This is a genomic window from Pseudoalteromonas luteoviolacea CPMOR-1 (assembly GCF_001625685.1).
GTDB lineage: Bacteria > Pseudomonadota > Gammaproteobacteria > Enterobacterales > Alteromonadaceae > Pseudoalteromonas > Pseudoalteromonas luteoviolacea_K.
In genome coordinates, this window is record NZ_AUYC01000018.1 from 130,077 (window position 1) to 145,099 (window position 15,023).

13 protein-coding genes and 1 other RNA gene are annotated in these 15,023 nt (G+C 39.2%); 11 read left to right on the forward strand and 3 right to left on the reverse strand.

Going from position 1 to position 15,023, the window contains the following annotated elements:
• The first annotated feature begins 113 nt into the window (after positions 1–113).
• The 4 genes from ffs (at position 114) to N473_RS26975 (ending at position 1,308) form a co-directional block, all read left to right on the forward strand.
• An RNA gene (ffs, locus tag N473_RS06670) (signal recognition particle sRNA small type) lies at positions 114–210 on the forward strand.
• Positions 211–340: 130 nt separating this feature from the next.
• The gene (locus N473_RS06675) at positions 341–970 is read left to right on the forward strand and encodes a TnsA endonuclease N-terminal domain-containing protein (protein WP_063367224.1); all 630 of its coding nucleotides are present in this window, start codon (positions 341–343) and stop codon (positions 968–970) included.
• Positions 960–1,244, forward strand: a complete 285-nt coding sequence (locus tag N473_RS06680; RefSeq protein ID WP_063367225.1) for a hypothetical protein — start codon at positions 960–962, stop codon at positions 1,242–1,244. The genes N473_RS06675 and N473_RS06680 overlap by 11 nt, the downstream gene beginning before the upstream one ends.
• The gene (locus N473_RS26975) at positions 1,237–1,308 is read left to right on the forward strand and encodes a hypothetical protein (protein WP_419555145.1); all 72 of its coding nucleotides are present in this window, start codon (positions 1,237–1,239) and stop codon (positions 1,306–1,308) included. Before N473_RS06680 ends, N473_RS26975 begins: the two co-directional genes overlap by 8 nt.
• 112 nt (positions 1,309–1,420) lie before the next feature.
• Here N473_RS26975 and N473_RS06685 read toward each other — a convergent pair whose 3' ends face one another.
• Entirely contained in the window at positions 1,421–2,209 is a 789-nt protein-coding gene (locus N473_RS06685) for a hypothetical protein (RefSeq protein WP_063367226.1), read from the reverse strand.
• Between the two features lie 637 nt (positions 2,210–2,846).
• On the opposite strand from N473_RS06685, the gene N473_RS06690 reads away from it, so the two are divergent.
• Positions 2,847–4,475 (forward strand): pentapeptide repeat-containing protein, encoded by a 1,629-nt coding sequence (locus N473_RS06690; protein WP_063367227.1) that lies wholly within the window; start codon positions 2,847–2,849, stop codon positions 4,473–4,475.
• 545 nt (positions 4,476–5,020) lie between these two features.
• On the opposite strand, the gene N473_RS06695 is transcribed toward N473_RS06690, so the two are convergent.
• On the reverse strand, positions 5,021–6,238 hold the full coding sequence (locus N473_RS06695; protein WP_063367228.1) for an alpha/beta hydrolase family protein: 1,218 nt from the start codon (positions 6,236–6,238) through the stop codon (positions 5,021–5,023).
• 646 nt (positions 6,239–6,884) lie between these two features.
• Between N473_RS06695 and N473_RS06700 the strand changes: the two genes are divergently transcribed.
• Entirely contained in the window at positions 6,885–8,012 is a 1,128-nt protein-coding gene (locus N473_RS06700; protein ID WP_063367229.1) for a serine hydrolase domain-containing protein, read from the forward strand.
• Positions 8,013–8,137: 125 nt separating this feature from the next.
• On the opposite strand, the gene N473_RS06705 is transcribed toward N473_RS06700, so the two are convergent.
• Positions 8,138–8,920 (reverse strand): hypothetical protein, encoded by a 783-nt coding sequence (locus N473_RS06705; RefSeq protein WP_063367230.1) that lies wholly within the window; start codon positions 8,918–8,920, stop codon positions 8,138–8,140.
• Positions 8,921–9,037: 117 nt separating this feature from the next.
• Here N473_RS06705 and N473_RS06710 point away from each other — a divergent pair, with 117 nt between their 5' ends.
• The 5 genes from N473_RS06710 to N473_RS06730 all read left to right on the forward strand — a co-directional run bounded on the left by N473_RS06710 (position 9,038) and on the right by N473_RS06730 (position 14,997).
• Positions 9,038–9,946 carry a LysR family transcriptional regulator gene (locus N473_RS06710; RefSeq protein WP_063367231.1) on the forward strand — a complete coding sequence of 303 codons (909 nt, stop codon included), beginning with the start codon at positions 9,038–9,040 and terminating at the stop codon, positions 9,944–9,946.
• Positions 9,947–10,417: 471 nt separating this feature from the next.
• Positions 10,418–11,404: a DUF1852 domain-containing protein gene (locus N473_RS06715; protein WP_063367232.1), complete on the forward strand. Its 987-nt coding sequence runs from the start codon at positions 10,418–10,420 to the stop codon at positions 11,402–11,404.
• Between the two features lie 24 nt (positions 11,405–11,428).
• On the forward strand, positions 11,429–12,457 hold the full coding sequence (locus N473_RS06720; protein ID WP_063367233.1) for a methionine synthase: 1,029 nt from the start codon (positions 11,429–11,431) through the stop codon (positions 12,455–12,457).
• Between the two features lie 88 nt (positions 12,458–12,545).
• On the forward strand, positions 12,546–13,370 hold the full coding sequence (locus N473_RS06725) for a sulfite exporter TauE/SafE family protein (protein WP_063367234.1): 825 nt from the start codon (positions 12,546–12,548) through the stop codon (positions 13,368–13,370).
• Positions 13,371–13,797: 427 nt separating this feature from the next.
• Positions 13,798–14,997, forward strand: a complete 1,200-nt coding sequence (locus tag N473_RS06730; RefSeq protein ID WP_063367235.1) for a DUF642 domain-containing protein — start codon at positions 13,798–13,800, stop codon at positions 14,995–14,997.
• Positions 14,998–15,023 lie beyond the last annotated feature (26 nt).

Here is a 15,023-nt window from a genome sequence, read left to right on the forward strand (position 1 = left end):
TTACTTGCTTAAACAAACAGCAAACGAGCAAGCTTTTTTAGTTTTCGCTTGCATCCCAGTAAGAAAATCGCCATAATTCATCCCGCGCCAAACAAGGCCCTCAATGGTAGTCTTATTGGTCCTCTCGCAACAATAGTTCGTGAACCTGGTCAGGTCCGGAAGGAAGCAGCCACAGCGGATGACTTGTGTGCCGGGATGTGGCTGGTAAGACTACCACCCAAACTTCATATTTTGTTGTTTGAAGCATAAGTCTGCAAATTTGAATTAAAACCCTGCATAAACTTGAACTATAACCCTGCATAGCCTACTTTTAAATTGTCCCAGCAGTTTGGTGATGATAATGATAAGGCGTAAACTCAAACATTCCAGAGTCAAAAATCTATACAAGTTCGCAAGCCAAAAGAACAAAGCCACTTGCTTGGTTGAATCATCCTTAGAATTCGATGCGTGCTTTCACTTTGAATACTCTCGCGAAATAAAAACCTTTGAAGCACAACCGTTAGGGTTTGAATATGAGTTTGACGGTAGAACTTGCCGCTATACACCTGACTTTTTAATTTCTCATCATGAGAAGCCGCAAAAATATATTGAAGTTAAGCCCTACAATAAAATTGCAAACCCTGAATTTAGAGCACGCTTTGCGCAAAAACAGTTCTATGCCAAAGAACAAATAGGCATTGAGCTGATATTAGTTACCGACAAACAGATTCGTGTTTTTCCAACCTTAGATAATTTAAAGCTGCTGCATCGTTACTCGGGATTTCAGTCTTTAACAGACCTCCAACTCTCGATTATTCAGTTACTTAACCAGTTTCGAAAACTTACCATTCAAGATTTGGTAATGACGTTAAAAGCGTCCATGGGTGAGGTACTTGCCTCTGTATATCGTCTATTGTCTCTAGGCAGTGTTAATTCAGACCTAAACACAGAACTTACTTTAGAATCGGTGATTTGGGCTGATGGAGTTTGAAGACGAGTTTAACGTTGAGGAAGAACCTCAAACGTTAGTTGAAACCGCTAAAGCGGAAGAGCCTAACCCTCAACCTCGTGATTTAGAGTCACTGCCCAAGGAAGTGCAGGCAGCTACACTTGCACGACTTAAATACGTGAAGTGGCTTAAACAGCGATTAATTGGTGGTTGGACGCAGAAAAACTTAGCACCACTACTGGATGAAATGCCTGAATTTCAAGGGCAAGAAAAGCCTAATCTAAATATTCACAGACGAATGGTTAGATATTTATAATTATGAGCGGCCTCACGATGCACTAGGACTTCAAACCCCAATGAGCTATCTTGAGGCAGCATAATTCTACTAATGAGCTGTACTAAAACTGGGGCAGTTACACTTTGTTTTAATTGTGCCCTTTAAATAACACTAAGCGCCTTACCTTTTCTTATTTTAACCAATTACCTATCTGGTTAAAATACATAACCTAAAGCCTTGTTTTTTGTATTATTATCATAGTTATCTAAGTTGTCTTCATATAATTTTGTTGCATGGGCCTCGTGACCTGCCTGATCCCAGAATATGTTATTCATATATTTACTCTGAGCATTCCAGCCAGAAAGCAAGCCTGTTTTTAGAGGAACATCTACGCCTGTACCTGAAGTTTTTTTCCAAGCACCTGATGTTGTTTTAGTTCGATTGTTATCTACACTCACTCCATTATGATTTTTTGTAGTTAACGTGTTGTGTTGTGCTGTGTTAGATAATTCGTCAGCACTGTCTCCAGACGTTGCTGGCCAATACATTAAGTTTTCAACGTTATCTGTAGCATCATCAAAAAGATTGGTTAGCCATTTTCTGCTTTCAGGGAGTGTTGTTGCAGCGCCGTAGGATACAGCATTATCTTTATCTACAATTGTAGCTTGATTGTAGTAATTTTTAACTCCATATCTAGTAGCCTTGTCACTTCTGTCTCTTACATATTTGGGTATCCAACTCTCCGTTCCTTCCTGAACTTCTTTATATATTTCCCAGAATTTGGAACCATTAATCTTATCAATCATTCTGTTTTTGATGGCTGAATGAGGCACCATGTGATCGGCAGAAGTCCCCTTAGGTACTGTGTTCCAGCCCCATCTATCTTTTACTTGGGTTTTTAGTGTTTGTTCAATAGCTTTTCGATCATATGAAACACCTGTGAACACAATTGTTTTGCCTATCTCTTTCTTATTTGTCTCTTCATTTTGTAGTTTGAATTCCACTTGAGCCTCCCGAACTTGTATAGTGTCGAATTGATTCCGGCTTGTTAATTAGATAAACAAAAACTCTAATTAATCGAGCACTATATTGTTTTTTTAAATTTTGTACGAAGGAAGACGTTGTTTTTTCTGAGTTGTGAAAAAGTATTATTTGCTGGAAGGCCATATATTTTGAAAGGTGAGTCAATTAAATACGCAAAGTATCAAAATCGGACAGGCACAAATTTTTTGCATAAATTGCATTGCCAGACTACTGTTTAGATACACAGTTAAAGTTGAGTTGAATAGGAATAAGCGAGGGGACAACCATCTAAAGGCAATATCCAAGGAAAATAATTAGAATAATAGATCTGCTTAAACTAATTCTACGACAGCATGAGTTGGTCAAAAAGGCAACACTTGACCCTGGGGCAAGAAGCTTCATCCTTATAGCTAAACCTGATGATAAAAATACTAATGAGGTTAAAAAATCTTATACATTCTAGTATTTTGATACTGGTATCAAGTGCTAGAACAAAACGAATGAAAAAAGCTATTTATCGAGCATGTACTTTTGTGTTACATATTAGTTACTCTGCAATATTCCGTATACGCAGCAAGAGCGACCAACACAGTGCCATTAATAACTGAATAAGCAGCCATGATCATTGATAAAAACACTAATAAAAAAGAGATTTTAAATTACTTTGATGAAATGTCAGGGAAAACTGTTAAAGACTTAAAATTACAAAGCATAATGCTTGAAGATAAAAGTCATAGTGATGAAAGTGAGTGTTTTTATACTTTTAAAAATATTAAATTTGATAATATCAAAATAGAAGACTGTATTCTAAAAAATATAAAATTTCAAAATTGTCAATTTAGTAACTCATCCTTTGTAATTACTAGTTTTTATAAGTGTCAGTTTGTAGACTGTGAATTAGAAAATTGTAGCTTTGATGAAACTCATTATTTCTACTGTAGTTTTGTTAAACATAGATGGATTAAATCGACCATTGAACGAGGCTTGATTTCATCAGGCACGATAGAAAATACAGATGTAGTCGCCTGTGTGTATCGAGATTCAATATTTATGGACGTTCTTGAATGCTCTAATTGGTTAATACAGTCTTCAGAATTAAAAGAATGTGCGTTTCACGACTGCGACTTATCTAAATTTTTCATTAATAGAACACAAATTGAAGAATCTCATTTTAGCAACTGTGTTTTTACGGCATCATCTTTAAAAGATATTTCTTGGGAAACATTGCAAAATAACAAATTATCCTTATGTGATTTTGTAGATGCTGAATTTTCGAACAGCACTGAGCCTACTCCAGCGTTAACTGAATGGAACAACTTTCACTCTACTAACCGTGTTTCATTCTACCTCGACATCATAAATAAAGTGCTCAAATCTACAGAGTGGGAGTATGGTAATTACGAAAAAATTGAAGTGTGTATCACCAGATTAAACAGCATTAATTCAAGCCTTGATTTTGAAACTAAAGAAAGAGTAAAGGATTGGTTTAAGACTTTAGCTAATTCAGCACAAGAAAAAGGCGATTACACAGAGCTAGGAACAATCTTTAAAGACTACACGACATTTATTACCTCAACTGGCCACGATGGTTTAAAACAGCTACCTCTCCAATCCTTATCAGAATCAAAGCATGCGGAGATTCTTAAAAGGTGGGAGTATCCGGCATCTTTAAACATAAAGTTGACATCAGGTGGATTGTCATTAAATGGAGCTAGTGGGTTATTAAAATCACTTGATGAACTCGAAAGTCTTTTGCCTTTTAACGTTAGAAAGTCAGAATTGGATTATATAAAACGAGGCAGTATTTGGGTCAAAATGTACGGTGATTTCAGGCAGCTACTGCTAAAAGGTAAATTTTTAGATTTGGAAAAAACTGAAGCTGAGGTCACCGAAAAAAAACTAGAGAATATAGTTAAAAGGCAAGCAATTAAGACCACGGCTGAGAATAGAGCATTGCAAAAGGAACTTCAAAAACAAGAGTTAATAAAAATAACTCTTGAAAACAAGCTACTCAGTGAAGAGCTAGAAAGTAAAAAACTAGATAAAGTAAAGAAAGAACTAGAGATCCTTAGTCTTCTAGAAGACATTTCAGCTGATTTTGATGCTCTCTCCTATCTGAGCTCACCAGAGTATGACTCTGCGCTGAAAGTTGCTCAAGAAATAACAAATAAATATCCTATTGAGAAAATACACATAGAGGCTGAGCTGCCTGCTGAGGCCAAGAGCATTGTAAAAGTTAGCGATTAAGTTTTTGTACCATTACTTTTTAATCAAACCACGTGGGGTAGGCACATATTCTCTGCATAAGTTGCGTGACTTAGCGATACAGAATCAAGTTAAGTTGAGTAGACATGACTTGAACACATAAAGCACTGATAGATTTTTCTTTTACGTCTTATTATCACTTAATCGTACGGTGTGTACTTCGCGCTTTTTTGTGTGGTGAGGGGAAGTGCACAAGTAAAAGCTTTGGTGGCCATTATGGTAACTTGCTGGTTTGCACACATTATTAAGAGCACATGCCGTTAAAAAATATGGATTAGTATAAAGGAGTGGGTTAGTAAAATGTAGCTTGAGCCTTGCTTATCAATCTAGACGCTTTTGTTTCATAAAATGAAGATAACCCAAAGTTACATTTATTTTTATCATTAGGCGGACTATGGCTGCTTTGCCCAGTAATAAAACCCATGGCTTGTAAATACATTGCTATATTTCGGTTCGCACTTTAAAAAGAAAAGTGCCTGTCCTTTTTTCTTTTTTCATTCAGCGTAAAAACATCAATGCGAGTGTATTCAAAATGTCTGCATTAACCAGTCTTTCAATTCATAGTAGGTACAGAGCATTAACGGTTGTGGCGATGATTCCTTAGAATTGCAGTTAAAAACTTTGAAGCTAAAATCTTCTCTGGCCAAATTGGCTGGTGGCTTAAAATGGCCTTTGTTGTCACCAAGGTGATGCTCAAAGAAGCTAGAGCTTAGGTTGGCCACATCCAGAATAGCTTTGAAGTTAGTATCTATTTGCTGTGTTGATTGGGGTTGTTGAATCATCTCCTTGAAGACAACAAAGTCGGTGAAAGACACGTGATTGAGGTCTTTAAAAATGGCAACATAGCCCTTGTTTTTCACGTTCACAAAAATTTCGCTGAAGTATTCCTCGTCGGCGTGCACATACATAAACGGCTGTGTAATAGTAAGCCCTTTTCTGTTGAAAACCGTGCCGTCTAGGTTAATGATGGCATCGACTTTGTCTGATTGTGCTGCACTGTGAAACGCGGCTGCACCCCCATAAGAATGACCAATTATACCTATATTGTCGGAGACGTTGTTGTAAAAAACACTCTCTGATTTTTTGCTTTGTTGCTGTAAGTATTCAATCACAAAAAGCTGATCGGCACTCCACATCGCCAGATCACTTCCTAGGTTATCATGGGGCAATTCTATGGTCAGCTCAGTCTCTGAATGAGGGGGGGAGTAGTGAGACGAGCCAAAAGTATGATTAATAGAAGCGACGAGATAGCCTCTACTGGCGATATACGAAGCCGTGATGACAAACAGTTCTGGGTTGAGATAATACCCATGAGATAAAATGATCAGGGGTAAAGCCCCCAAAGAGTGATCTATTTCTGCTCCTACAGCGATGTCCCAATTCAATGGTTTTAACTTTTCGATTGCTGATGGCTCTATGGCTTCATCGAAAATAAGCTGGTTAACCCGTGCAAACTTGTCCGGCAGCGTTGCCAGTTTAGTTTTCTGATAATCGACAATGGCGGGATAAAAAAACCTAACTCCCAGCCGTCTGTGACCCAAATCAAGCGTTCTATGGCTCTTACGGCTGTGATCTTCTAGGTGAACAACAAAGGTCCCAACCGGTTGTTTTAAAGGTAATGATATTGTCTGCTGGTGGATACACAGACTACTTTCTGTTTCAAGCTCGCAGCTTTGCACCTCGCTGGTGGTTAGAAACAAAGCAATTACCATTGAGAGGCATTTCGCTAGGCGTTCAGGCTTCATTATTTATTCCAGTATGTTGTTTGTGATTTATAGTGCGGTTTAGTCACCCCCATTCTTCAGAATAAGTGTTTGGTCGAAAAGGCCGTATTACCTGTTACCAGGGCTAGTCACTATAATCAGCATCCTTCTTTTTTTGATTTTAAAGATAATATTGTACTGACACAAATGTGTTAGGTGCCTGCTATGGATTCTAATCAGCAAATATATTCCTAGTTAATCTAGGCATGATAAATTAATCGATTATTTTAGTGAAATTAAGCGCTTAGACATTGTAATGTATGTTCAACCAACAGGGTTTACCTTTGTGCTTTTATTCACTTTTATTGAGGCATCTGGTTTAACGATTAAGGACTCGGATTTCGATGCAAAGTGTATCGAATGAGTGATTGGTTTAGATTTAACAGCGTATGTTATTGTTTAGGTACAGACCAACAAGAGTGTAACTTTGCCGCCCAATCAGTTGCAGTTACCTAAATATAAAAAGTACGGATGAACAGTAGTTAAATTTTTTCTTCCTCACAAACTATAGCCAACTATGTTTAGTCTTTTATTTACAACTTTAAGTGCCTTATTGGATTCAGCCTTTAAACCTTTTGCTTAATTTTGTCGTCTAAACAACGATTTTAATGATTTTAAAAGGAAAACGATGAGCCAATTAATAACTCAAACTATATCATCGGTATTGGCTATTTCATTAATGACAGTGTTGGCTTCTTGCAAAAGTCATGATGCAACTAATTTTGAATCTAATACAAAGAATGAACTCATTGAACTTATTAATGGAAATGCTGGACAGGTCGTCTCAATTTCAGTCGTAGACTCAGATAAGACTTACCAATATCATTTAGGGACGTTAAGGAATGGCGATAAGCCTAACAACCAAACAATATACGAAATTGGCTCTTTAACCAAAACTTACACAGGGTTAGCAGTTGCTAAGGCTATTCACGACGGTAAAGTTGAGCTTGATAAAGATATCCGCCATTACCTTAAAAATGACGAATATAAAAACCTAGAACTGTCCAACCAGTCTATAACTTTACGACATCTTTTGACGCATACCAGTGGGCTGCCTGGCAATTTTGCTGCTAGCCGAGAAGATATTGAGCAAGGCAGGTATTTCGAAAAAATATCAAAATATTCTAGAGATGACTACTTTGACGATCTTAAAAAAGTAAAACTGAATTCTACCCCAGGCGAGGACTATCTATATTCAAGCGTCGGTACCAACTTAGCTGGATACATTCTGGAGTCAGTTTACCAAAAACCGTTTGAATTACTGATTTCTGAAATGATCACAAGCAAGTCTGGAGAGCGCGGCACAAAATTCAGACGCACAAACTCCGAGGTAAGCGAAGTTACAGTCGGATCAGATGAAAATGGCAATCAAATGCCCTTAGCGAGTCCATATTGGTTTGCTGGTGGAGGATTAACTTCAAACGTTGAGTCTGTTACGCGTTATATTCAACATCAATTTTCTTCAGAGCCTGAGGTGGCTATTTCTCATCAACTTTTAGAGGAGAGTTGGACGGGTCATGGCAAGGCATTTTATTGGTATACCGCTAAAGATGACTCAAATGAGCTCATGCTCTATCAAAGTGGCGGCTCAATGGGCACATCTAGTTGGTTGGTCATTTATCCGAAGAAAAAGGTGGGTATTTTTGTTGTAACCAATGTGGCAGAGGAAAATACTCAACCAAAGTTAGAGGCGATTTCAAATAAGGTGTTTGACTATTTAATTGAGTATAAAAAGGCGTTAAAGTCGGGTCCGTAACGGTTGGCTCGGTTCCGCTTTACTGTGTATGACAGCTAACAAATATTCATTGCTCAAAGTCACCGCCAAAAAGATATTTGACGGTGACTTGAAAGGGGTTTTAGCTTTAAATTATCTGAATGGCTTTAGGCTTCTAGCTGTTCGACTCTAGGTGAAAACTCAAAAACGTCTGAATAGCAGTTGCGTTCCTCTAAACCTAAAGCGTTGAGCTGGTCAATGGTGCCATAAACCATTTTTGGAGAACCACATAAATAAGCATGTGTCTCTTTAAGGTTGGTATGGTCTTGCTGTATGACTTCGTAGAGAAAGCCTGTTCTTCCTGCCCAACCAGATTGAGCCGACTCTAAAACCGTATGGAAATCCAAGTTTTTATGCGTAGTCGCCCATTTATGAAACTGTTCTAAAAGAAAAAAGTCATCGCTATGACGATTAGACCAGTAAATATTGATATTCGCATCAGGGTTTCGATGCAAAATCTCTTCCGTTATACACTTAATCTTGGATATGCCAGAGCCCGCGGCGACAAACAAATGAGGCTGGTCAAGGCTTGTTTGTAAAAACGCATTGCCCATGGCAAGCATGATCTTGACCGGCTGGTTACTGGCTTTGGCAGCAAACAAGCAGTCTACTACTTTGCCTGAAAAGTCACTCGCAACTTGAATAATTAAACACACTTTATTAGGTTTACCAGCATCCAAACGGCTGGAAATCGTGTATGAAAGCCACAATGGTTGGCCATCATTATTAACATCCAGTTCGAGCTTCAAATATTGTCCAGACCTATAGCTCAACACTTTTCCCTCTGGGGCTAACAGCTCAATTTCAAAGGTATGCTTATTGAGTGATTCGATCTTGGTTACACACACGTCATAATGTGCGACAGGGGACGTTTGAACTTCATTTTTCATTTTATAAACTTACACTTAATCGTATGGGTTATTTAATTGTTACTAGTCTAGGTGAGTTTATCGATGAGAGATAATGATATATTATAAACAATCTATTAATTTTACTCATAATTAAAAATGTTAGAACGTATCCACCTTCGTATCATCCATGCTGTCCATCAGCAAGGATCTCTCACTGCTGCGGCAAAAGAGCTCTGTGTAACACAATCGGCATTAAGCCATACGATGCGTAAACTGGAAGACAACCTCGGTACTGCCGTTTGGGTACGTGACGGAAGAAGTTTAAGGTTAACTCAAGCAGGCCATTACTTACTTAATATCGCAAATCGTGCGCTTCCGTTATTAAGTGGTGCTGAAGAAAGACTAAAGCAAATCGCGATGGGCGAGCGTGGCACACTGCGGATCGGTATGGAATGCCACCCATGTTATCAATGGCTATTAAAAGTGGTATCGCCTTTTTTAGAAACTTGGCCGGGTGTTGACGTAGATGTTAAACAAAAATTTCAATTCGGCGGAGTAGGGGCTTTACTAGATTATGAAATAGATTTGCTAGTAACCCCTGATCCCTATTTTAAAACCGGCTTAGTCTTTGAGCCAGTATTTGATTATGAGCAAGTGCTCGTCGTTCCTAAAGATCATAAATTAACGGCTAAAAAATTTGCCCAGGCTGAAGATCTTAGGGACCAAGTGTTGTTTACCTACCCAGTATCAAAAGATCGCCTTGATATTTACACGCAGTTCCTCAATCCAGACCAAGTGATCCCTAAGCAACACAAAACCGTCGAAACTACCGACATCATGTTGCAAATGGTTGCATGTGGTCGCGGTGTTGCGGCACTACCACGCTGGCTGGCAGAAGAGTACAGTACAAAATTACCTTTATCAGTTGTGCGTCTAGGGAAAAATGGTATCGCGAAGCAAATTTATTTAGGGACTCGCGAAGGGGATAGTGATATTGATTACCTCAGCGCCTTTATCAAAATGGCTCACAGTTACAAACATCCGGTGGCAATTATCTCAGATTAAATCAACAGCCATTAGCACTTCCTAATGGCTAAAGTTGTTTGTTGTCTCAGTCTAAAAAAGTAAAATGCACAAAAGTTTAAAACGTTCGTTTCACCTTTATTAGAGAAATGATAATTGGCCTAAACACGGCGTTTTGCTGCGCGCTTAGGTTGCAGACCATCACTCAGTAAAACAATTTTTAGTGGTACCACACTACTTCGAAATACTGCTCCATATACACACCAATTCATCAACTCTAATTGCTCACAAATTAGCATCATCAAACATAGAATTAATTACCGCACTAGTTTGCAAATCATAGTAATTAACAATTCCTAAGCATTTATAGACTCGAGTCGTTAACAGAGTCTCTATGAGTAAAACTCATAGGTTCATAAAATTAAATCAATATTAATCATGGGTTATTGATCATAGAATCGCTTCATTCGATTTAAGGTCTGATTTAATTTAAGTAAAGGACACCACAATATTATGAACAGCGATTTCACCTATTCTATTAAGACTATTCGTTTTGATGAGCACTATTCACCTTCAAACGATACGCGCCTTACTACAAACTTTGCTAATTTGGCTCGTGGTGAAGTACGCCAAGAAAACCTTCGTAAAGCAATTAACATGATTAATAACTGCTTTAACAGTCTGGCAAATTGGGATAACCCAAACAAAGACCGTTACTCAGTTGAAATTGATATTGTGCATGTGGATATTGACGTTGAGGGCAATGGTGAAACCTTCCCTACTATCGAAGTATTAAAAACATACATTGTTGATCATCACACAAACAGACGTATTGAAGGTATTGTGGGTAATAACTTCTCATCGTATGTACGCGACTACGATTTTAGCGTTTTACTGCGTAAACATAACGAAGGGAAAGACCATTTTTCTGTGCCAGATAACTATGGTGAGTTGCACGGTAAAATGTTTCAAGACTTCATTAATTCAAGCGCTTACAAAGAAAACTTCAGTAAGCCTCCGGTGATTTGTTTAAGTGTATCAGACAACAAAACGTATCATCGCACCAGTAACACACACCCGATTTTGGGTGTTGAATACACGCCGAATGAATCATCATTGACAGAGCAGTACTTCAGAACAATGGGTATGGAAGTGCGTTACTTTATGCCTGAAAACAGTGTTGCTCCGTATGCATTCTTTTTCTTCGGTGACTTGTTAAACGATTACAGCACACTGGAGCTTATCAGTACGCTAAGCACCATGGAAACGTTCCAGAAGATTTATCGTCCAGAAATTTATAACGCGAACTCGACTGCCGGTGAAACTTACAAGCCAAGCTTGAAAAACTTAGATTGCTCTTTAACGCAAGTAGTTTATGACCGAGAAGAGCGTGCTCGCCTTGCGATTGAACAAGGTAAGTGGTGTGAAGATAACTTTATTCAGCGATACCAGTCAACACTGGAAAAATGGGCTGCTAACTTTGTTCAGCCGTCATTCTGATTTTAAGGTATAGATGCATTAATTATGAAAAAATTATTCCCAACTTCTACCGCTGGCAGCCTACCAAAACCGTCTTGGTTGGCACAACCTGAACAGCTTTGGTCACCTTGGAAACTAGAAGGCGATGAACTGATTGCCGGTAAAAAAGATGCACTGAGAGTTACATTACAAGAACAAGATAGCGCGGGTATTGAAATTGTGAGTGACGGCGAACAAACTCGTCAGCACTTTGTCACCACCTTCATCGAAAATTTGAGTGGTGTTGATTTCGAAAATAAAAAAACAGTTAGAATTCGTGACCGCTATGACGCCAGTGTACCGGGCATTATTGGCCCAGTAAGTCGTCAAAAACCAGTATTTATTGACGATGCTAAGTTTTTGCGCTCGCAAACACAGCAGCCAATCAAATGGGCGCTACCAGGGCCGATGACCATGGTTGATACGCTCTATGATGATTATTATCAAGATCGTAAAACCCTTGCGTTTGAATTTGCTAAAGCTCTGAATGAAGAGGCAAAAGAGCTAGAAGCTGCGGGCGTCAATATCATTCAATTTGATGAACCTGCATTTAATGTGTTCCTTGATGAAGTGAATGAATGGGGCATTGAAGCGCTTGAAATTGCAACCGAAGGGCTTAAATGCGAAACCGCGGTGCACATTTGCTATGGCTACGGCATCAAAGCAAATACCGACTGGAAGAAAACGTTAGGCAATGAGTGGCGTCACTATGAAAGAACATTCCCTGCTATTCAACAATCCAGTATCGATATTATTTCTTTAGAATGTCACAACGGTCGAGTGCCGCTTGAAGTGTTGTCATTATTAAAAGGCAAGAAGGTGATGGTCGGCGCTATTGATGTTGCTACCAATGACATTGAAACACCGGAAGAAGTCGCCGACACCATTCGCGAAGCACTTAAATATGTCGATGCTGACAAACTTTATCCTTCCACAAACTGTGGTATGGCACCGCTATCGCGAGAAGTGGCGAGAGGCAAACTACAGGCTTTAGCCGCAGGGGCAGAAATCGTAAGAAAAGAGCTCTCTGCATAATTTCTTCGTTTTTCTTTTACATAACCAACAAACGGATTTTCCGTTTGTTGGTTTTATTTATTTTAATTAAACGTTGTTGATTTACACTATGATAGAGTTTTTAAGCAATAATATTTCAACACTCATGGCGCTGGTTGCAACAGGTGCATTTGCAGGGATTTTGGCAGGCTTACTGGGTGTCGGTGGCGGTATCGTTATTGTGCCGGTACTATTTTTTGTTTTTCAAGGGTTTGGCGTATCGCCTGAGTCAGCCATGGTCATTGCAACAGCGACCTCATTAGCGACAATCATTCCAACCTCTATCAGTTCAATTCGCTCACACAATCAAAAAGGCAATGTTGATTTTGACCTGTTAAAGCGCTGGGCTGTGTTTATCTTTATCGGTGTTTTGTTAGGAAGCTGGCTGGTTACACGCGTCAATGGTACTTGGTTGACTGGGTTATTTGGTATTATCGCAACTTTGTCAGCGCTGAATATGCTGTTTCGAACAGGCAAATCAGCTTTATTTCAATCGCTGCCAGGTAAAGCTGGACAAGCGTCAATGAGTACCTCAATTGGATTTTTCAGTTCAATGGTGGGCATTGGGGGTGGTACTATTTCAGTGCCATTACTCACGCTTTATAACTATCCAGCACATAAAGCTGTGGGGACAGCCGCAGCGATTGGACTAATTATCTCTTTGCCAGGCGCTGCGACTATGCTCATTTTAGGCCAATCACCTGCTGATGCACCTATCGGCACGTTTGGGCTTGTTAACCTCGTTGCGTTCCTATGCATTGTGCCTTTAACTGTGTTATTTGCACCAGTTGGTGCATCACTTGCTGCTAAGCTAGACGCAAAAAAACTCAAGAAAGTGTTTTCTGTCGTGTTGCTTATCACCGGCATACGTATGCTTTTACAATTATTTTTGTAAGGTTGAATATACATAGGAAATAACCTTCAAGAATATGAGTAATCAAACTGTAAGGCCTAGCGCTTTCGTCTGCTAGGTTGTTGAGATAGGTCAGCCACTGTAAAGTCGCTGGCCTATTTTTTTAAGCCCTCAAATAATCACTCAGCTTTTACATATCAAAACCTTTAGTGGTCATAGTATCGGTTTACCTCACCGTCAGTGAGGTATCACCTTACGAGTTGCCACTAATTTCTTGTTCTTTCATGGCAATCTCTGGATTGATAAACACGCTTTTGAGTTTCGGCATCATTTGTGCAATTTAATTACAGCTGAATAGTTCAACTTAGCTTTAACTGAACTTTATTTGTTGGTTTAACATTATGAATTTAATGAATAAATGTTCATTTGATTGTGTTTTAAACATAACCAAATTTTGGAGACTTACTTTATGAAATTATCTCTTTTTGCACTGTCTACGCTTTTTGCATCGCAAATTGCAACTGCAGACAATTTAGTAACTAACGGCTCATTCGAACAAGATGCCGTGAAGTCAAAATGGACATTACTTGATTCAGTGACTGGGTGGCAAAGTGAAGGGGCGAGATTTGAAATTCAAACATCACGTCTTGGGATCATTACCGCTGCAGATGGTAAGCAGTACATTGAGCTAGACTCGACGGCTAATCACAGTGTATTTCAAAGTGTTGCTACTGAAGCTGGAAAAGCCTATGAGGTGTCGTTCTATTATTCACCGCGCGTTAAAGGGAATAGCCAGACAAATAAGGTGGATGTTAAGTGGAATGGCACAACGGTATTAAACCTAAACGCGACGCAAAGAGGTTGGCAATCATTTACATTGTCTGTACAGGCGACTTCAAGTAGTTCAGAGATCCGTTTTACTGGAACAGGCACGAATGACAGTTTAGGGGGCTTTATTGATGACGTCGCCGTAACCGAAAAGCAAGCTTGTCATACGGGCATTTTTGGCATTAATAATTATGGCTCAGCCGAAACGGGTTATGTCTATAAGTTTGATTTAGAGACAAATACGTATAGTGTCGTCGCTGGCGCTCAGAATACGGCGTCAAATATTGCTAGTCACAACGGTAAGCTGTATTTCATGGAACAGCTAGATTCGGGCACAAAGGCTTCAAAACTGTGGTCATTGGACTTAGAAACTGGCGTACAAGCTGCTGAAGCAGATGCGAAGTCTTGGCCAATCTACCGCTCTGCGGTCACCGCGAATGGCGAGTCTTTACGTGCGACTAGTAAAACTTATATGTATGACTACAACCTAGAAACGGGCGAAAAAACTGTGTTAGGAAAGATGCGTTACTCAGGTGACTCTTTCTCTCATGGAGATATTGCTTATTCTGCTGATAACAACACACTGTATGTGTTGACTGGCAAATCTCTGTATACCATAGATGATGGTTCAATGGCGTTAACCTGGATTGGCGACCATGGTATTAACTGGGCGTCTGGTTTGGCTATTTCTGATGATGGAACATTATATGTGTCAGGCAGAGTTTCAGGTGAGCGCGCAAAAATTTATAGCGTTAATCCCCAAACTGCAGCTGCAACTTATGTGATGGATGCGCCAGAGCATATTAATGATTTAACTTTTGTAGATAATTATTGCCATTAATTCGTGTTTATAAAAATAGCCAAGGA